The sequence below is a fragment of the Cognaticolwellia beringensis genome (genome assembly GCF_002076895.1).
GTDB lineage: Bacteria > Pseudomonadota > Gammaproteobacteria > Enterobacterales > Alteromonadaceae > Cognaticolwellia > Cognaticolwellia beringensis.
In genome coordinates this window covers 2,533,474-2,553,004 of sequence record NZ_CP020465.1, presented here as the reverse complement: position 1 = coordinate 2,553,004, position 19,531 = coordinate 2,533,474, and the positions used below count along the sequence as shown (strand labels likewise).

14 protein-coding genes are annotated in these 19,531 nt (G+C 37.4%); 6 read left to right on the top strand and 8 right to left on the bottom strand.

Going from position 1 to position 19,531, the window contains the following annotated elements; all coding sequences use genetic code 11:
- Positions 1-1,048: 1,048 nt before the first annotated feature.
- Positions 1,049-1,954, top strand: a complete 906-nt coding sequence (locus B5D82_RS10890; protein ID WP_081151494.1) for an ABC transporter ATP-binding protein — start codon at positions 1,049-1,051, stop codon at positions 1,952-1,954.
- Positions 1,954-3,486 carry an ABC-2 transporter permease gene (locus B5D82_RS10885; protein WP_081151492.1) on the top strand — a complete coding sequence of 511 codons (1,533 nt, stop codon included), beginning with the start codon at positions 1,954-1,956 and terminating at the stop codon, positions 3,484-3,486. The genes B5D82_RS10890 and B5D82_RS10885 overlap by 1 nt, the downstream gene beginning before the upstream one ends.
- Before the next feature lie 665 nt (positions 3,487-4,151).
- Here B5D82_RS10885 and B5D82_RS10880 read toward each other — a convergent pair.
- Positions 4,152-5,348, bottom strand: coding sequence for a helix-turn-helix domain-containing protein (locus B5D82_RS10880; protein ID WP_081151491.1), 1,197 nt, complete (start codon positions 5,346-5,348; stop codon positions 4,152-4,154).
- Positions 5,349-5,630: 282 nt separating this feature from the next.
- Between B5D82_RS10880 and B5D82_RS10875 the strand changes: the two genes are divergently transcribed.
- Both B5D82_RS10875 and B5D82_RS10870 read left to right on the top strand, forming a co-directional pair.
- Positions 5,631-6,074: a DUF6326 family protein gene (locus B5D82_RS10875; protein ID WP_081151489.1), complete on the top strand. Its 444-nt coding sequence runs from the start codon at positions 5,631-5,633 to the stop codon at positions 6,072-6,074.
- 443 nt (positions 6,075-6,517) lie between these two features.
- Positions 6,518-7,720 (top strand): DUF6538 domain-containing protein, encoded by a 1,203-nt coding sequence (locus tag B5D82_RS10870; RefSeq protein ID WP_081151488.1) that lies wholly within the window; start codon positions 6,518-6,520, stop codon positions 7,718-7,720.
- A 189-nt stretch (positions 7,721-7,909) separates the two neighbouring features.
- On the opposite strand, the gene B5D82_RS10865 is transcribed toward B5D82_RS10870, so the two are convergent.
- Together B5D82_RS10865 and B5D82_RS10860 are read right to left on the bottom strand one after the other, a co-directional pair.
- Positions 7,910-9,124, bottom strand: a complete 1,215-nt coding sequence (locus B5D82_RS10865) for a helix-turn-helix domain-containing protein (RefSeq protein WP_081151486.1) — start codon at positions 9,122-9,124, stop codon at positions 7,910-7,912.
- A 309-nt stretch (positions 9,125-9,433) separates the two neighbouring features.
- Positions 9,434-10,000: a recombinase family protein gene (locus B5D82_RS10860; RefSeq protein ID WP_081151485.1), complete on the bottom strand. Its 567-nt coding sequence runs from the start codon at positions 9,998-10,000 to the stop codon at positions 9,434-9,436.
- 383 nt (positions 10,001-10,383) lie between these two features.
- On the opposite strand from B5D82_RS10860, the gene B5D82_RS10855 reads away from it, so the two are divergent.
- Positions 10,384-10,686 (top strand): hypothetical protein, encoded by a 303-nt coding sequence (locus B5D82_RS10855; protein WP_157673879.1) that lies wholly within the window; start codon positions 10,384-10,386, stop codon positions 10,684-10,686.
- 321 nt (positions 10,687-11,007) lie between these two features.
- Here B5D82_RS10855 and B5D82_RS10850 read toward each other — a convergent pair whose 3' ends face one another.
- The 4 genes from B5D82_RS10850 to B5D82_RS10835 all read right to left on the bottom strand — a co-directional run bounded on the left by B5D82_RS10850 (position 11,008) and on the right by B5D82_RS10835 (position 14,864).
- The gene (locus B5D82_RS10850) at positions 11,008-11,922 is read right to left on the bottom strand and encodes a BRCT domain-containing protein (RefSeq protein WP_081151482.1); all 915 of its coding nucleotides are present in this window, start codon (positions 11,920-11,922) and stop codon (positions 11,008-11,010) included.
- 301 nt (positions 11,923-12,223) lie between these two features.
- Positions 12,224-13,873 carry a chaperonin GroEL gene (gene groL / locus B5D82_RS10845; protein ID WP_081151480.1) on the bottom strand — a complete coding sequence of 550 codons (1,650 nt, stop codon included), beginning with the start codon at positions 13,871-13,873 and terminating at the stop codon, positions 12,224-12,226.
- 71 nt (positions 13,874-13,944) lie between these two features.
- Entirely contained in the window at positions 13,945-14,235 is a 291-nt protein-coding gene (locus tag B5D82_RS10840) for a co-chaperone GroES (protein ID WP_081151479.1), read from the bottom strand.
- A 119-nt stretch (positions 14,236-14,354) separates the two neighbouring features.
- The gene (locus tag B5D82_RS10835) at positions 14,355-14,864 is read right to left on the bottom strand and encodes an FxsA family protein (RefSeq protein ID WP_081151477.1); all 510 of its coding nucleotides are present in this window, start codon (positions 14,862-14,864) and stop codon (positions 14,355-14,357) included.
- A gap of 252 nt (positions 14,865-15,116) precedes the next feature.
- Between B5D82_RS10835 and B5D82_RS10830 the strand changes: the two genes are divergently transcribed.
- Positions 15,117-16,988 (top strand): protein-disulfide reductase DsbD, encoded by a 1,872-nt coding sequence (locus B5D82_RS10830; protein WP_081154452.1) that lies wholly within the window; start codon positions 15,117-15,119, stop codon positions 16,986-16,988.
- Between the two features lie 92 nt (positions 16,989-17,080).
- Here the strand turns inward: B5D82_RS10830 and B5D82_RS10825 are convergent, their stop codons facing one another.
- Positions 17,081-19,531 carry a putative bifunctional diguanylate cyclase/phosphodiesterase gene (locus B5D82_RS10825; RefSeq protein ID WP_081151476.1) on the bottom strand — a complete coding sequence of 817 codons (2,451 nt, stop codon included), beginning with the start codon at positions 19,529-19,531 and terminating at the stop codon, positions 17,081-17,083.

Here is a 19,531-nt window from a genome sequence, read left to right as displayed (position 1 = left end):
TCAATTGCATTGTTCTACGGGTAAAGTTGATGAGGTTATATTGTCAGGCTCGCTTACACTTTAATTTTGGTGGCTAAGCGCGTGATAACCTCTCAACCTTACTAGCAATATGTGATTTGAGGGTAGAATTCATTGTATATAGGCATTGAATGAAAACCTCACCATAGAGTTAGAACAAGTAAATAAATTCACCTAATTATCAGTAACTTATAAAAAACCTGCAACTATTGAGCTTGATACACGTGAAGTAAATGATTATGGAGAAATATTTAGAATCCGAATCTAACGACACCATTAGATCTCCCCCTTACTTCTTTTGAATTTCAGGATGTTTTTATGAAATATCTGCAAACAACACATCTATTAAAAAGCCCTAAACCATATGGTTTAGGGCTTTCAGTGTTTATACATTGCAAGCTTATACAATGCTATGAACAGCTATGTATAAGCTTGCAATTACATCATACTGCCCATACAGATCTTATCTACTTGTTTTTATTGAATTAGTTGCATGGAAAAACAAGTGGCACCCTACTTTATACCCTGCCACCTCGAAACCAAGATAACCGTCTTAATTGTAACAACTTTACTAGTTTATTTAGTGTCAATAACGTTTTATCCGGTTTCTAAGCAGTTCTAGCTAAGAAGTATATTTTTCCAAATAAATAGTCCGTTAATCTCACATTGCTGCCGGTCAAAAAGTTGTCTTGAGATGACCATTCAGTGCGCTTTAGTTTCTTGCACCGTATTCATTCTTCCTAAAAAATGGACATTTAAAACGGCAACAACATGACTTACTACATCGCCTTTACTCTTTTTCTTAAGGTGTCAGTTTGGGCAGTTTAGTTAACTACGGACTTAATTGATTACTATGAAAAATGAATATTATTTTGTTCATAACTTGGTCTTATTTCACCAATAGTTAGTTGAATTCACCATTTATTTTTATTGCTTAAGTTGCGACAGTATTAAATTGTTGAATTTAAATGAGTTATTTGTGGCGCTATTTTTGCTCAGTAATTGAGTCTTGATTTATAAGGGAAGTACAATGTTATTGGATATTCAATCACTTAGCCATAAATACCAGAGTGGAAAAAATACTAAGTTTGCAATCAAATCACTGTCGCTACAAGTTGAGCCGGGGATTTTGGGGTTGTTAGGTCCAAATGGCGCAGGAAAATCTAGCATGATGCGAATTATTGCAACGATTACTAAACCAAGCCAAGGGAATATTTTCTGGCAGGGGCAAGATATTATTAAGTCCCCTCAAATATTGAGGAAAGAGTTGGGTTACTTGCCACAATATTTTGGCGTATATGATCAGTTATCAGGCATCGAGTTTTTGCAATACATCGCGAGCTTAAAAGGATTAGATAAAGCTAAAACAAATCACACAATTGAAGCGTTACTTCATAAACTCAATCTAACGCACGCTTCGAATATGCCATTAAAAGGCTATTCTGGCGGTATGAAACAGCGTATTGGGATTGCACAGGCATTACTTAATGATCCTAAGTTGCTGATTATTGATGAACCCACCGTTGGTCTCGATCCACATGAGCGTGCTAGTTTTCGCCAATTATTATCCGAGTTGGCAGGTGAACGTTGTATTATTTTCTCTACGCATATCGTGGCGGATGTTGAATCAATTGCAGATCGTATTGCGATTATGCACTCGGGGCAATTAATTCAATCAGAGTCCCCCAGTACACTTCTCCATAAAGTCGCCAATAAATGTTGGCAACTAACGGCCAATTTAAGTGAACTTAAACATATTCAGCATGAATTTATTGTAAGCCATAGTGTGCGTAAAGAATCGAAGGTTGAACTAAATATTGTTGCTGACTTCTGCCCTGATGCAAGAGCCATTTCACGAGCACCGTCATTAGAAGATGCTTACCTTTATTTTACCAGCAACCGACAAGCTCAAACTGGCTATGCGAGGGCAAGTTAATGAATCAAGTATGGCAATGCATTACTGCTGATTTCAAACAACGAACCCGCCAACAAAGTTTTGTAGTAACACTTCTGGCGATGTCGGTACTAACATTACTTTTTTTCCCTTCCCCTGATGCCCATTATCAAACACTAGTGATTAATGGTTATCGCGGTATCTACAATAGCGCTTGGCTTGGTATATGCCTAGCGATGTTGAACGTGTTGTTTTTACCTATTATCTGTTTTTATTTGGTCAAAAATGCGCTTGAATTAGACCGACAATCAATGACGGCAGAACTCATCGCAGCTACGCCTATTAGTAAATTGTCTTTCTTGTTAGCTAAATGGTGCACGAGTGTATTGATTTTGGTTTCTATTGTGCTGGTTATGCTATTGAGTAGTATTGTGATTCAGCTTTATTATGGTGAAAGTTATCAAATAGATCTTTGGGCTTTAGCATGGCCACAGGTCGTTTTAGTATTGCCAATGCTATTAGCTATTGCTGCTATCGCGATAATGTTTGAGTCTATTAAGTGGCTTAGAGGCGGATTAGGCAACGTCGTTTACTTTTTCTTATGGATTGGTTCCATTGTTCAAACCATTGAAAGCGTTTCTGGCATCGGCGCATTACTCGACCATATAGAGGGAGAAGTTGCTGAGCGCTTTCCATTACAGCAAGGCGATACGAATATAGGGGTAAGTATTAGTAATGAAGCAAATGAAATAAACACTTTTGTTTGGCAAGGAATAGAGCCGACAATAACCAGCCTATGGGGTGCCCTGCCTTTACTTTTTATTTGTCTTAGTTGTTTAGCATTAGCGTTTATATTTTTTGACCGTTTTAGCAAAAATTCAATACCTGAAAATAAACCGTCTTCATGGTTGAGTTTCACCTTACAAACTCGAGTGGGGGGCCTACTTGATACTTTTTTTATTGCATTAACCAAGCACTTTGCCTTTACTCGCTTATTACGATTAGAGTTAAAATTAATACTCAAAGGTCACTCAATGTATTGGTTTATTGGTTTGTTGGTGTTAAATATCATTCAGTTGTTTATCAGTCAAAAATTGCTTATTAGCCTTGTTTTACCTATTTCGTGGTTATGGTGTGTTTTGGTGATTTCTCAACTAGGGCAATTAGAAAAACAATCTAATACGCTAGAGTTGGTCACCTACAGTAAACAATCATCTATTTTACAAAGCTTGGCCTGCTATTGTGCGGCATGGATATTAGTAGCCTTAGTAAGTATGGGAGGCGTCATCCGTTTTGCTGGAAGTGCTGAATGGTTATTACTCATCCAATTGATTATCGCCATTTCATTTACAGTCTCACTTGCCTATTTTTGTGGTACGTTTACTGGAACAAAACGGATGTTTGAAGTGCTTTATCCTGCACTTTGGTACATAGGACCCATTCAAACAGCACTATATGTCGATTTTTTTGGTGTTAATAGCCAAGCAAGTTGGCAGGCAGGCGTTCCTTATTATTTTGTAGTTATTTCAATAAGCTTACTAATGTTAACGATTAGTACTAAAAGCATTCATTAATCTATGTATATAGTAGGGTTAGTTGTAGATCTCTTTGCTTGTAGTAGATACATTGAATTGTTTGATGAATTAACTTTTCTTTACGCGATAAGCGAGAATTTTTCATGTAACGACTAATGTAGGATAAGTCAATAACAGCCCCTTATAGGAAATTTACGAACGGCGGGAATAAGCTGTGAAGCATGTAATAGGTTTGACTGGAAGATAGCTTTCGCTTTGTTCACAATTAATACATATCAAAACTGTTATTATATATTCATAAATAGCTAATAACAAAGCCCGAACATTGCTATTCGGGCTTTCGTTTAAATGAATTGAACTGTAGGCTTTAGAGTTAAGACTCTATTGCATCATACTGCCCATACAGAGCTTATCTACTTGTTTTTATTAAAATAGTATAATGGGAAGTATTACTGAAACTCCACTATATACCCTTAACTTTCAAGCACTTAAAATAACCGTTAGAATTCCAACAAAATAATAAAATTTAGGAGCGTTTTATATTGAAATTGATGCCAGCTTTCCCTTATCTAATTGACTTACATCACTTATATATCAGTCACTCTTCAATAAAACAGCTTTTCCATTGCCGGAATATTCAGTTACTCTTATCAGAAGTACTCGTTAAGCTCTATAAGTTAACGAGTGCGCCTAATTAGTGATTTTCAATGTGAACTATCTTGCTTACGAAACTCACTTGGGGTTTGCCCTGTTTCTTGTTTAAAGGCTTTATAAAAAGAAGATCTCGCGTTAAATCCAACTTCAAGTGCGATGGTAAGTACTGAGTCTTTATTAGCTAATATTTTCGGCTTCGCTGCTTCAATGCGCCACTTATTGATGAAATCAAAAAAGTTTGTGCATAGCGTTTCATTCAGTGTTTGTGAGATATAATTAGGCGAGATAGCTAAATGGTTAGCGAGTTTTTGCAGTGACAGATTTGAATCTAAATATAACGTCTCTTTGCTCATAATGTTATTAATTTTATCTGCAATACGATTGGATTGCTCATTATCTAGCGCTGAACGTTGATACTTCATTGGAGGACTTCTGACAGTAACGTCCTCATTCTTTGGAGCTTCTGTATTTTGAGCAGCAATATCGACGCTTTCACTTTCACTATAGTCAGTAAAAACTGGTTTTTGCTGCAAGCCAAAGTGAGCCAAGCTCCATACCAACAGCAGTGACAGCAAACTATCAGTTCTTATATTAAATAAGAAATTATCAAATAGGTTTGAAGAAAACACCGTAACCAAAGAAAACAACCAAGTACTAATAGCAATGAATAGTAGCCAGTTCATCCAGTTAAGTGATTTATCGTCATGATTAGAGAACACATTTTTCAACTGTTTTCGATAATCAACCAAACGGTAAATAATACGAAAAGCGATATATACACATTGACCAAGCCAGAGCATCATCATAACCAATAAACCTATAGCGGTGACGATAGCTAAAGGGGCAACCACATCAATATCGTTAATAAATATATCTGTATACATGTCTTTTGGTAAAAACATGATCATTACACCAACAATAAGAGCAGGCCAGAACAAAACAAAATGGAGGGTTTGCTTTTTGTTTAGCTTCCAAGGTTTTTCAGCGGTGATCCCTTCAATATAAAACCATAAGCAGGGACACAACAAAAAAAGAGTAGGAAAAACTATCGCACTATACAGTTGACTCAAGTCAGGAAATTGAGCATTAACAATTGGCACCAGTGCAATAGTGCTATTGGCAAGTAAGAATATTGCTAAAGGTAAAAAAATTACAGACTTCATTGCTCGGCTCAGAAGAATAGGAACGCTTAATAATATCTGTCCTAGCATAACCATGCTGATAATCATTACGACAGGGTCTGTCAAATTTAATACCTTTTTACACACTTGAATATTTAAGCGTTTAATTCTACCTCATTATCTACAAATACACCTAAAAAAGTGTCCGCGCTTCTAGTCTCGGACGACATAAGCTCTTATAAAACCTATTATTTAATCAATCAAGGACAAGTTGCAATAACGCCGCTTAGTTATCTTGTCATTGAGGAAGTATTAATAAAAACCTTGGTATTGTCCTTCACTAATACTTTTAACTAACACTTTTGCCTGTTCGACAGTGCCATAACATATTGAGAAATGGAGTTACAAATGAGTTCTATAAATAGTACAGAAACAGTTTTTGAAGACTTTCAAATAAACGTCAAATTGAAAATTTCGGCGCTTTGGATAGCGGTTATGTTTTGTTATGTCTATGGCGACTATATACAGATTTATGTACCTGGCATATTAGCAAAAGCGATGGAAGTTAAGGCGACAACTGAAACACAATTACAGTTTTTTGCCGTGGCTTTATTGATGGCAATACCCAGTGTGATGATATTTTTTACCTTAGTGGTTAAGCCTAAAATCAATCGTTGGCTGAATATAATACTGAGCACGCTTTATATCATTATGCTTATTGCAACTAATTTGACAGAAACTTGGGTGTTTTACCTATTTTTAACCGCAATAGAGGTTTTAATTTCAGTAGCGATTGTTTGGTATGCATGGAACTGGCCGACAATTGAAGCTTGCACAACCACTGAATTATAACACGACTAATAGGCCAAGCTACCACAGCTAATTAGCTTGCTGATGCTGTTAGCTTAAACATAAAATCAAAAATTTTAAACAGCTGATAAAAAACTCAGTTAATCCAACCTGTAATAACTGCTATCTAACTAACTTCGAAAGTGAATATTAATTTATTGCCAATAAAAAAGCCCGAATATTGCTATTCGGGCTTTTTTAATGTTGAGCTATAAACAGCAATGCTATTTATGCGCCGAGTAAATTTTCACTAACAAGGCGTTTAGAGCGACGCATAGTATTTTCTATACGAGCGAATAAACAACGACGTTAGCGGCAATTTAATCAAGCATAAATTACATCAAAGTACCCAGAATCCTTATGTATCGCTGTGTCCCTTACCATTAGAGGGATGTAAGCAACAAAACGTGACACATTCCGTACCACAAATCACATAAGGATAAATAATGAGCATTAATAACCAGTACCTCAAAAAACATCACGACACATGGGTTTACAACAGAAGAGTACCAAAAGCATTACAAAGTAGTTATCAAGGTAAATCTCACATAACAAAAAGCTTAGGTACATGTTCTATTAGGCAAGCGAGATTACATCGAGATAAAATAAATGGTGAGATTGCGGGTCTACTTCAGCGTACTTATAGCTCTGAACGTATTGAGTTCAAGATCTATTTAGAAGAGTTACGCCCATATGCAGGCGCATTAAAAGATAAAGAATGCTCACTAGACTATGATGACGTTTTACCTCGTAACCCTATAGCCAAGGCTGCATATAGACAAGAGGTGTATGGCAATGTAGACCACCAGTTTACTATCACAATTAAAGAAAGCCTTAATAGTTTGTTATCTCATAAAGCAAATATGAGTCATGACACAAGCTCAAAAATAAAGAACAGTCTAAATAGATTTCTAATTTACTTATCAATTGACGATATACCTTTAAAGGAATTAAACAAACGACAGGTTGTCGAATACATTCAACATCTAGGCTGTGAGTTCGCTCATGGAACGATTGTGGCTCACCTTTCACGGTTAAGATCTATTTGGACTCATGCTTATCAAATGGGAGAAATCATGATTAAAACGAGTCCTTTTTGTGATCATGACTTAAGTCAATACAGAGGTCAGGGGTCTAAGCCTAAACAGCTATTTAGCAAGACACAGTTGCAACATATCCTTAACGAATGTCCTGCTTCTGTTAGAGACTTAGCTAGACTTGGATTATTTACTGGAGCTAGATTAAGCGAGCTTTGCACAGCTGATGTAGAAATTATTGAAGATATAAAGTGCTTAGTTATCCGCAAAGGGAAAACAGAAAGTGCAGTACGTATTATACCAGTTCCACCTCAGGTTGATGACATTCAATTACCACTTAACTTAGATACTAAAGCTGCAGGAAGAGTATTTTCTAGATTTAAAGTTTCTGAAATTACGGAGGATTCAACACGCTCTTTTCATTCATTAAGAAATCACTTTATCACAGCTAGCGAGAGAGCTTCGCTTAATGAGTTTGATGTGGCTCACGTAGTAGGACATAAAACTGGAACCACAATGAGCTTTGGTCATTATGCTAGACATGATGTAAAACGTTTAGCTAAAACTGTTAACAAAACAGCAGACCAGATAGAAATAGAATGGCTTCTTTAATTATTCATTTATAAACTGTAATAATTAATTTTCACCTTGAATTCATTCAGTGTGATCACTGGCATTTGAAGAAACCAAATAAAAGCGATAAAAAACCCAATGCTGTAATAAATCATTACATAGCCATTGGGTATTTTATCGTTTTCTGGGGTTACGAATAATTAATGCAATTCGTCATAACCTATTTATTTAAAAGTCTCCAAGATACTCTAATAGAAGCCTTTTCTGTGAGGAGGACAGGCCGTCAGCAAATTTCATTAAATCATGATCTGTTATGTTACTTTTTAATCCCATTACAGCCATTGACTCGTTTGAGCTAGTTTGGTCATTAGAAGTTTCTGACTGAGTCATTTGGGACATTGGCTCTTTTGACTCACTTGAGGTTTCTGACTGTCCAGTTTTGCTCATTGGGCTTTTCTGGACACTTTGGTCATTAGAAGTTCCTGACTGTCCAGAAAAGGACATTGGCTCTTTTTGGACACTTGAGGTTTCTAAGTGGCTCATTTGGGACATTGGCTCATTTGAGCCACCTGAGGTTTCATCTGACTGAGTCATTTGAACCATTGGGTCATTTGACTCACTTGAGGTTTCTAAGTGGCTCATTTGGGAAATTGGCTCATTTGAGCCACCTGCGTCAGCCCACGGATCTTCTACAGGTGTCACTGAAGTCATATGAGTGAATACTGTAGGTGTTTCTTCACCATCATCAGATTCATCATTGTCGGATTCAACATGGTGCATCTCTACAGAGTCAGCCCCTTTCTGTAGCTCCTTCGATATACGTGCCACTGTTGACTGAGTACAGCCAGTACAACCTGCAATGTCACGCTGTGACTTACCCTCTTCTAACATACGCTGAATATCAAGATCACGCTGACCTTCAAGGTTTCTGCGTATCTGTGCGGTCTCTCTAGAGTAATGGCTTGTACTGCACCTAACAGCAGCCATAATAGCGTCTTTGTTAAGCTTGTATGGATTGTGCATAAACATCATAGGCTCAACTTCAAGTATTGCTTTAATAGCATTACCAATGTCACCATTCTTACGTTTCATGCCGTGAGTCGAGTTAACACCTGCAGCAGCTATGATAGCTTCAGTCATTGTCGCAAAGGTTGTTATACGTACTTCGACCTGAGTAAGGTCAAGGTGTGCCACTGAAGGTGCATCTGGTAATGCTTGGTATTCGTCTGAAGCCAACCACTCAACAGCATGTAAACGATGGAACCCATCAATAGGTACTAATACATCACCACCGTTGATACGACCTACCCAAGGTAACTCAGTGAATTCACCTGTATCAATATATGAGTACGCTAGGTCTTCAATGTGTAGTTGTGACTCTTTAGTTTCACGTAATTGAGTTGGTGCTTGTAGGTTAATTGTGTTTAATAGAACTTTAGTCATTTTGTTATTTATCCTTTAGTTATAGTTTCTAATGGTAAGGGAGATAAACAAAGTGACTTAACGATACTGCTATGATGATTATTCTCTTGAGTATTACTATCAGTGAGATTACATTAAGGAAGCCCTTAAAGATTCATAAGGCAGATTAGTTATAATACAAGCACTGCTACCATAGAGTTACTTAACGATACCTAATGTTTACCTTTAGGAATATCATTTATTTCTTATGGTCAGGGAGTATTAATAATGAGTTTCTATTGGTTAAGAATAGTTTAATAAGCATATTTTACAGGTTTTGATAGTTTAGATTTACTTTTCTTTCTCTTCACTTTTTCTACTGACGTTTAATATAGTAGACCTAGAAACCCCATATTCCTTACTTAATAATACTTTGCTGATCCCTTGCGTTAGCTTATTACGTACCTCGTTTATTTGAACTTTAGTTAACTTAGGCTTACGCCCACCAAAGTTACCAGAGGCATTCTTACCTTCAGTGGTACGGGAGACAATAAAGTTTCTTTCCATCTCTGCAAACATCCCTAGGAGTTGAACCATAGCCTTGCTCATTGGATCATCTCTGGTGGTATCAATTCCCTGATCTATCGCAACCAAGGTTACACCTTTAGTTTTTAGCCTATCAAGCGTACTTAAAACTTGTGATAGAGAACGACCTAGTCTATCCATCTTAGTAACCACTACAACATCACCAGAACGTACATAATCAATTAAATCTTCTAGAGCTTGCTTGTTAGTGTCAGCTTTCCCTGAGTGCTTACCCTGAAATACTTTAGAGCATCCATAAGCGTCTAAGGCAGCTAACTGTGAAGTAAGGTCTTGTTGTTGGGTAGATACCCTTGCGAATCCAATTGATGCCATAAGTAACTCTCTATACTGCTTAGTGGTGTCATTAACTTATGAGATTGTGACATGCAGAGACTAGAGTGTCAAAAACATTGATCTTTTGGTTTGTAACACTGTTAATTTATATGCCTAAGTTTCTGACAGTAGGTACTGACTTAATTAGGCTTCTCTTGTTTTTAAGGTCTTTAGGTTAAATATAATAGTTAATTAGATGCTCGAGGTGTTGTTTGCTCACATATTCAGGAAAATGAGAGAATCGCGCACCTTTATCTGCTTAATTTTGTTTTGATATTATAAAAAACTTAGTGATAGTAATATCTTAGGTAATTTGTTAAAACTACATAAATAAGAATTAGTCGATAGTATAAATTGTTATGCTTACCTATAAGGAGTTTCTATTGAAGGTCTTAATACTCACGATCCTAATATGTTGTTTTACGTTGGGATGCTCATCAAGTCTAAGTAATTCTGCTTTAAAAGTTCAGTCAGCTGATGAATCAATGATCATGGGCTGTGTCTTTTTAGGTGATGTTCATGGCTCATCTGGATGGGGTGGGCTCGCATCAAGCCAAGGAATGCAAAACTCCAAAAATGAAGCTTTAGAAAAGGCATCTGATTTGGGTGCGACTCATATTGTTTGGTCAAATATATCTGGAGGTTATTCACCCTCAGCGTTTGGTAAAGCATACAAATGTAAGTAAGCATACAGGAGATTAAGGTTGCCACCACCTGCTTCTGGCACAAAGCAGTATTCTATAGGCTGCTTTTTAGTTTAAATATTAAATCAGCAAAGTTGAAATGATTGACCTAATATTCATTAAGCTTTTTAAAAAGTGTCCAGAATGGGAAGCTTAAATAGGATTAAAAATAAAAATTGAACATTTGAAAAGTACGGTTTTTATATAAATCATGGAACGATGCAATCGCTGTGACAATACAGACCCCTAATACCTCCCCCCTTCTATTAAGATAGGTAAGGAGGATAATGACATCATAAAAATCAAAGTGACTTACAGAGCTTATTAAGAGCCTTTACAGGTAATGACATTCCATAGTTCTTCATTGATAATCTCTGTTGTAGCACCGTTTAATCGATTACTTAATACTGCTTCTATCTTCCTACCGTAACTCGCAAACTTCCAATCCCTACTTGCTACAGAACCCAGTATTAAAACATCAGTTGTTTGAGTTACTCGAGGAGATACAATCGCTCCAAACTTTGTTGCAATCTCTTGTTGTTTCTTACGAGAACCACTTATAAAAGTACCTGTAAAACAAATGTGTAGACCATCCAGTTTCAAATTGTTTTTACAGATTGTTGAAAAGTCTGCTGACATACCATATGCAAGACCAGTATCTAAAAAGGATTGACCTGATACTGCCTTTACGAGACTCATAAGGGCTTGTCTTTCACTTTCTTCAATTACACCATCTTCTAATACATCATCCAGTCTAGCTTTCAAAGTATTAGCAGGCCACTCACCTACAAAATTAGCACCTTGAGAAAGGTGATCTCTTAACTTATATATCTCGTCATCATTTAATACATCATCAGCACTGATACCACTAAGAAAACCAAGAAGATAATTAACAGATTCTTTTGTTGGGACATCATCTTTAGAGCAACACTCAATTATGTCGCTCAGCATTTGCTGCATATCCTTTTGTTCAGCAGAAGTTATAACACCATCTTCAAGAATATCTTCGACTTGCTCCTTTATATCTATAAAATCACCATCATTAAAGTCAAACGTTTCGTTGGTACACCAAGACTTTAAGTAAATTATTTCGATATCATTTAATGCGACATCAGCCAATATGCCGTCAATAATACCTTTGAGCGTTAGGACAGCCTTCGTTTTATTTCTTTTGTAATTGAATGCGGTTATGAGAGGTTGACCATGTTTATCGAGTTGGGGTTTGGTTCGTTGCGTCATAGCGATGTATATCTCCTTGAAATTCAGAGTAATATCATACTAATTTTAGTTTGTTTGTCTAGAGCAACGATACATAACTTAAATTAAAAGTCAGCATTATTGAGCTTATCTAAGTGTAAAGCTTCTGATCGCAAAAAGGGATTATAGTGAAAGGTATTACTTGATAGGTTTTAATTGATGAAGTATCTTGCTGTGAACGTGATACATAAGTGAGACTAACCGTGATACAAGACGTACCACAGTTAGTCTACAAAGGCATGTAAGTCGTTGATTTATAACGAGCCTACAAAAGGGGCAAAACTTACATCATACCGCCCATTCCACCCATACCGCCCATGCCGCCCATATCAGGCATGCCGCCAGCATCTTTAGATGGTGCATCGGTGATCATGGCTTCTGTTGTTAGCATTAAGCCAGCAATTGAGGCCGCAAACTGTAATGCACTACGCGTTACTTTAGTTGGGTCAAGAATACCCATTTCTAACATATCGCCGTAAGTGCTATTACTAGCATTGTAACCGTAGTTACCTGTGCCGCCTGTGCGTACTTGGTTTAATACTACTGAGGCTTCGTCACCTGAGTTAGTTGCGATTTGACGTAAAGGAGCAGACATTGCACGGATAGCTACGTTAATACCGTGTGTTTGGTCTTCGTTAATACCTTCTAAGTCTTTAATCGCGTCTGCTGCACGTACTAATGCAACACCACCACCGGCAACAACACCTTCTTCAACCGCAGCACGAGTTGCATGTAATGCATCTTCAACGCGCGCTTTTTTCTCTTTCATTTCCATTTCTGTTGCTGCGCCAATTTTGATAACCGCAACACCGCCAGCTAATTTAGCTAAACGTTCTTGTAATTTTTCTTTGTCGTAATCTGAAGAAGAATCTTCAATTTGAGCGCGAATTTGTGCAACACGTGCTTGAATTTCAGCTTCTTCACCAATACCATCAATAATAGTTGTATTGTCTTTAGAGATAACTACACGCTTAGCTTGACCTAGGTCTTCTAATGTTGCTTTTTCAAGCTCCATACCGATTTCTTCAGAAATTACGGTCGCTTTCGTTAATGTTGCGATGTCTTGTAACATTGCTTTACGACGGTCGCCGAAACCTGGTGCTTTAACAGCAGCAACTTTCACGATACCACGCATGTTGTTAACTACTAATGTAGCAAGTGCTTCGCCTTCAACATCTTCAGCAATAATGAGTAGTGGCTTACCCGCTTTAGCAACACCTTCAAGTGTCGTTAACAATTCACGGATATTAGATACTTTTTTATCAACTAATAAGATGAAAGGGTTTTCTAATTCAACACTACCGCTTTCTTGGTTGTTGATGAAGTACGGAGAAAGGTAACCACGGTCGAACTGCATACCTTCAACAACGTCTAACTCATCAGTAAGAGCTTGACCTTCTTCAACAGTAATAACACCTTCAGTGCCTACTTTGTCCATTGCGGTTGCAATGATTTTACCCACAGTTTCATCTGAGTTAGCAGAAATAGTACCTACTTGCTCAATGGCTTTGGTGTCGCTACATTCTTGTGATAAACCTTTAAGTGCTTCAACAGCAGCGATAACCGCTTTGTCGATACCACGTTTAAGATCCATTGGGTTCATGCCTGCAGCAATTGATTTTAAACCTTCGTTTACAATCGCTTGTGCTAAAACAGTTGCCGTAGTTGTACCGTCACCGGCTTCGTCATTGGCTTTAGAAGCAACTTCTTTAACCATTTGTGCGCCCATGTTTTCGAATTTATCTTCTAATTCGATTTCTTTCGCGACTGATACACCATCTTTAGTGATCGTTGGGCCGCCAAATGATTTGTCTAAAACTACGTTACGACCTTTCGGGCCTAATGTAACTTTTACTGCGTCTGCAAGTATGTTGACACCTTTAAGCATTTTTGCGCGGGCGTCGTTACCAAATAATACGTCTTTTGCTGCCATTTTCATGGTTCCTTATATTCTGTTTTGTACCAAAGTTAATCAGTACAATAAAATGAGTGGAAAATTATTAATTATTCAACGATGGCTAAAATGTCAGACTCTGACAAAATTAGTACTTCTTCACCGTCAATTTTTTCAGTTTTCATACCGTAACCTTCACTGAAGATTATTTGGTCGCCAACTTTTACATCTAGTGGACGCACGTCACCGTTTTCTAGCATTCTACCTTTACCTACAGCAACAACTTCACCGCGTGTCGATTTTTCAGCAGCACTACCTGTTAATACAATACCACCAGCAGACTTTGACTCTACTTCTTTGCGTTTGATGATCACACGATCGTGTAATGGACGAATACTCATTTTGTTCTCCTGAGATGTTGAATTTAATAAAAAATTAAGAATTTAAATTTTTTTGTTATTAATTAGTAAAAGTAAGATGGGGATTAAATAAAACTTCACAAGCCCACCGGGTTATTTTTTTAATCTTTGCGTTCAAATTCACCGTCTAAAGTTTTACCTTTTTTTGGCGGTTGAATATGTGCTTGAAACGGTTCATCTTGCGGGTTGGAAACGTCTTCATGTTCATAAACATTGCCTTGGCCATTAAACTGAAAACTTTGTTGGCTTGCACTGTTGGTTGTTATGTGTGATTTAACACTACCAGCAATTGCTTGACGCACCGCAGGGATTAATAAACTCAAACCAAGAAAGTCAGTTACAAAGCCAGGTGTAACTAGCATTACACCGGCAACTAATAACATTAAACCGGTGACAATTTCATCTGAGGGCATTTGCCCCTGGGCCATTTTTGTTTGTACCGAATTTAAGGTGGCAATACCTTGTTGACGAACATATTTCGCCCCTAACCATGCAGTTAAAATAACAATAGCAATGGTTGGCCAAACACCTAACACGGCTCCAACCTGCATCAAAACAGTGATTTCAATAATGGGAATAATAATAAAAAATACAAATAACAAGCGAAACATGACCGCTCCTAAAAATCTTTAATGAAACTAATATGGGGATTAACGGGTCTTTTTCAAGCAAGCTAGCTTTTTAGGTATTTTCAATCAGTAAACTTCAATTATACTGACGCCTTACTCAATGAAAAATATTAGCGTAAACTAGCAATATATTATTGTTCACCCATGCAGCATTCCTGTAGTAGTCACTTTGAACATCCAGCAAGGTGACCATCATTGTTTAAACTGGATCTACGAGTCTTTAAAATAACGGTTATGAAAAAAGTTGTTACTGTTTTTTGGTTAATGCTGACCTGCTTAACTTTTGCTATATCGCCCTTGTCGAATGCTCAAGAATCAATTTTTAGCTCTCCTTCATCACTCTTTAGTAATGACAACGAGTTTTTAAAAGTTGATGATGCTTTTATTTTTGATTTTCACCAACAAAAAAACAAACTACAAGTAAGCTTTAATATTGCTGATGGTTATTATTTATATCGTCACCAATTTAAATTTACCACCAACAATGCCACGATAAGTCCTGTTGAATTACCTGAGGGCGAACATCACGAAGATGAATTTTTTGGTGTTCAGCAAATATTTACCGGCCAATTAGCCTTCACTATCGATATTACTCAAGCGAATAGTGATGCAAACATTACTATTCGCTATCAAGGCTGTGCTTACAAAGGCTTGTGTTATCCGCCAACAAAGAAAACGCTTGATTTAAGTAAAGTCAATTTAGATGCTGGTGCTGAAAATAATGCCGATAGTATCCTGTCTGCGCTAGGTGGCAACAATATTGATGCAGCTAATGACGAAAAAAGTACCCCTGTAACAAGTGCTAATACGACCAACTCAAGTGCAAACAGTAGCGAGCAACATCAACTAGCAGACATGCTAAAAAGTGATAGTGTTTGGTTAACGCTAGTGGCATTTTTCATTGGTGGTTTGTTGTTATCTTTTACCCCGTGTGTTTTCCCTATGTATCCAATTTTAACCGGAATTATTGTTGGCCAAGGTGAAAAACTATCAACTAAACGAGCATTCGCCCTATCTTTTGCTTATGTGCAAGGTATGGCCGTGACCTACACTTTACTCGGAATTGTGGTAGCGATTGCAGGCGCGCAATTTCAAGCGATGTTCCAACACCCCCTCGTACTTATCGCCTTAAGTACTCTATTCATCTTTTTAGCACTTTCTATGTTTGGACTATTTAATTTGGCTCTACCTAGCAGCTGGCAGAACAAGTTAAATCAGGTGAGTAGTAATCAAAAAGGCGGCTCTTATTTCGGTGTTTTAGTGATGGGGGCTATTTCGGGTTTAGTGGCTTCTCCTTGCACTACTGCGCCATTGACTGGTGCGCTGTTATACATTTCGCAATCTGGTGACATATTACTTGGCGCATCTGCACTTTATGCGCTGAGCTTAGGTATGGGCTTACCCTTACTTATACTGGGTAGCTCGGGTGGTAAGTTATTACCTAAAGCGGGTAATTGGATGAACGTGATTAAAAATATTTTTGGCTTATTATTATTGGCCGTCCCAATATTCTTACTCGAACGTTTTTTACCTGCGATAGTTATCGACGTGCTTTGGATAGGTCTTATTTTGGCGACCGCTGGTTACTTTTATACAGTTAACCACGACTCAGCAAAAACCTTTTGGTTTGGCTTGCGTAGTATTTTAATCTTTTTAGTTTTCTTTATCGGTGCAAACAAGGCATATCAGCTCGTTTATCCGTCTACTAACGCTTCTGTATCACAACAAAGCGAACTACTTGGTTTTGAGCATGTGAAGAACTTAACCGAGATGAATCAAGCTATAGCCAAAGCCAATGCGCAAGGTAAAACCGTAATGGTAGATCTTTATGCTGATTGGTGCGTCGCTTGTAAAGAGTTTGAAGAGTACACTTTTTTTGAAGCCAATGTTCAACAGGCACTTGCGGGTTCTGTTTTACTACAAATAGATTTGACCGATACCGGCTCTAAAGACAGTATTGAGTTAATGTCTACGTTTGACATTTTCGGTTTACCGTCGATTTTATTCTTTGATTTAGAAGGTAATGAATTACCTCAACGCAGAGTTACTGGTTTTATGGCGGCGGATGAATTTACAGCTCATGTGGATAAAACCTTTCTGCCATAAAAACCTCGACTGAGTAATTTGATCATTGTTATTACAACAAAAAAGCGCCACAGGCGCTTTTTTTTTAAAAGAAATTATCATCGGTGACTAAGCTAATTAATAATAGTGTTTGAATTTGCAAACACCTTCCAGTTTCCATCAACAATTTCTCGACCAATAAAATCAAATAGTCCAGCTTCAGGAATGGGTTTTGAGAAATAATAGCCTTGAATCAAGTCACAGTCATTTTCAGTCAACGTGCGTAACTGGGCTTTAGTTTCAACACCTTCAGCAATAACAGTCAGTCCTAAGTTTTTCACCATCGCAATCGTGGACATAATTATTTGAAAATCAGCATGGTTTTCTAACATCCCCACAACAAAACTCTTATCAATTTTAATCACGTCAACTGGCATTCGCTTTAAATAAGCTAAAGAAGAGTAGCCGGTACCAAAATCATCAATAGCAAAACTAAAGCCTAATAAACGCAGCGCGTCCATTGTGACTATGGCTTTATCAATATCTTTAACTAACGTGTGTTCAGTTAACTCAAGTTCAAAGTTTTCAGCAGCTAGGTCAAATTCTTTCAGTAACGCTTCTAAATAACTCTGCAGGTTAACATCAGTAAACTGTGCGGCTGATAAATTAATCGCGATTATTACATCGCTCAAACCAATGTCTCGCATACCCTTGTATAGCTCAAAGCAGCGTCGAATAACCCAATAGCCGAGAGATATCATATGTTCAGAGTTTTCTAACAAAGGAATAAAGTCATCTGGCGAGACCATGCCACGCTCAGGATGTTGCCAGCGCAATAAAGCCTCAAAACCATGCACTTTATTGGTTTTTGCTACCAATTGAGGTTGCAAACTTAAACTAAACTGCCCTTTAGCAAGCGCTTGCTTAACCTCCCCTTCCATCATCACTCTATGCGCGACACGTTGGAACATATCACCATGATAGATGAAGTAGCGATCACCTCCGTGATCTTTTGCTTCGTACATGGCAATATCGGCGTGACTGACCAACTCACTCGCTTGTATTTTACTGCCTTCAGTCATCGCGATGCCAATACTGCATGTCACATAAAACATTGCGCTATTAACTTTTATTGGCTTTTGAAAACTTTTTAGTATCGCTTTAGCTAAATTTTTCGCCTGCTCATTTGAGGTATTTTCGTTTAATAAAATAACAAATTCGTCACCCCCAAACCGACATGACATTCCCATGTCAGTCACACTAAGATTTATTCTATTCGCCGCCTCAACCAGTAATTTATCGCCTTCACCATGACCGTGACTATCATTAACTTTTTTAAAGTCGTCTAAATCTAGAAAAAGAAGCCCTATATTTAGGTTATTACCCGCTGTACTTTTTAATTGTTTACGCAACTGGAAATTCAACATATTGCGATTGGGCAACCCAGTTAATAGGTCATACATAGCAATATTCTCTAATTCTTTAGTTTTTTGTGTTACTTCAATATTTAATTGCTCTAATTCGTAGCTTAAATCAGTTGTGGCGTTAATTAACACATCAATTTCATCAGGAAAAACTTTCGATTGAGGTATTTTAACCGCGCGAAATTGGTCAAATTTTTTGCGAGCCAGTAAAGGTAATATGTCTGAAAGTATTAATAGCCTTTTAGTAAAAGGTCCGGCAACAAAATGCACTAACAGGGCTAAAATGATAAAAATAGCTAGCGCCGACAAAATAAACTGCATCCGATATGTTTGATATTTTTCGGTAAATGAACTGACATTATCGACTTGAGCCAGATAAAAATTATGAGACGGTGAAGACGCAAGCGGTAACATATTAATTAAATAACTATTTTGTTGGTACTCTACCTGTAAGCCCTTTTCTTTTACTTTTGACAATAAATCAGATGGCTGGTTTAGATTAAAGAGTGCATGCATTAGCTCTTTGGCAGACGAGTTAATAATATCTGCTTGTGCTAATGTCACATTTTGTGATTTATCAAAGGCCACAATCGCCACTTGGTTTTCTAACGCTTGATTGATGGCATATATCACATCAACCAAAGAAATAGCTATAGTAACAATGGCCATTTCCCCTTGTGCATTCAATATTGGGATCGACAATAGTTGCTGGCACTGCTGCACACAACTTAGATAGTTATCTGGAGAGAAACTTTCACTAACGTTCTTTACACTAGCAAGCACTTCTTTAGTTAAAGGTGCTGATTGATAAATTGGCTTTAAATCATCTGAAATTAACCACAATGCTTCGACATTATAATTGAGTTGCAGCGCATCAAACTGTTGTTCCAAAGCACTGGCGGCACGTTCAAAGTCACTTTGTTTTCTTAGTTGAATAAGGTCAGTAAATGACTCTAGCCAACTGCGCATCTGGTCTCTAACAATTCTACTTTGCGTGTCAAATTGTGTATTACCTTGACGTAGTTTATTGCTTTGATATTGAGAAAACTCTTGATCAAGCCGAGTAACCGATAATATAGAAATAGATAAGCTCAGCAATAATAAAGCACTTACCACCAAGATAAAAAGCTTAACACTGACGCTAACAAAATTGGCTTTCAT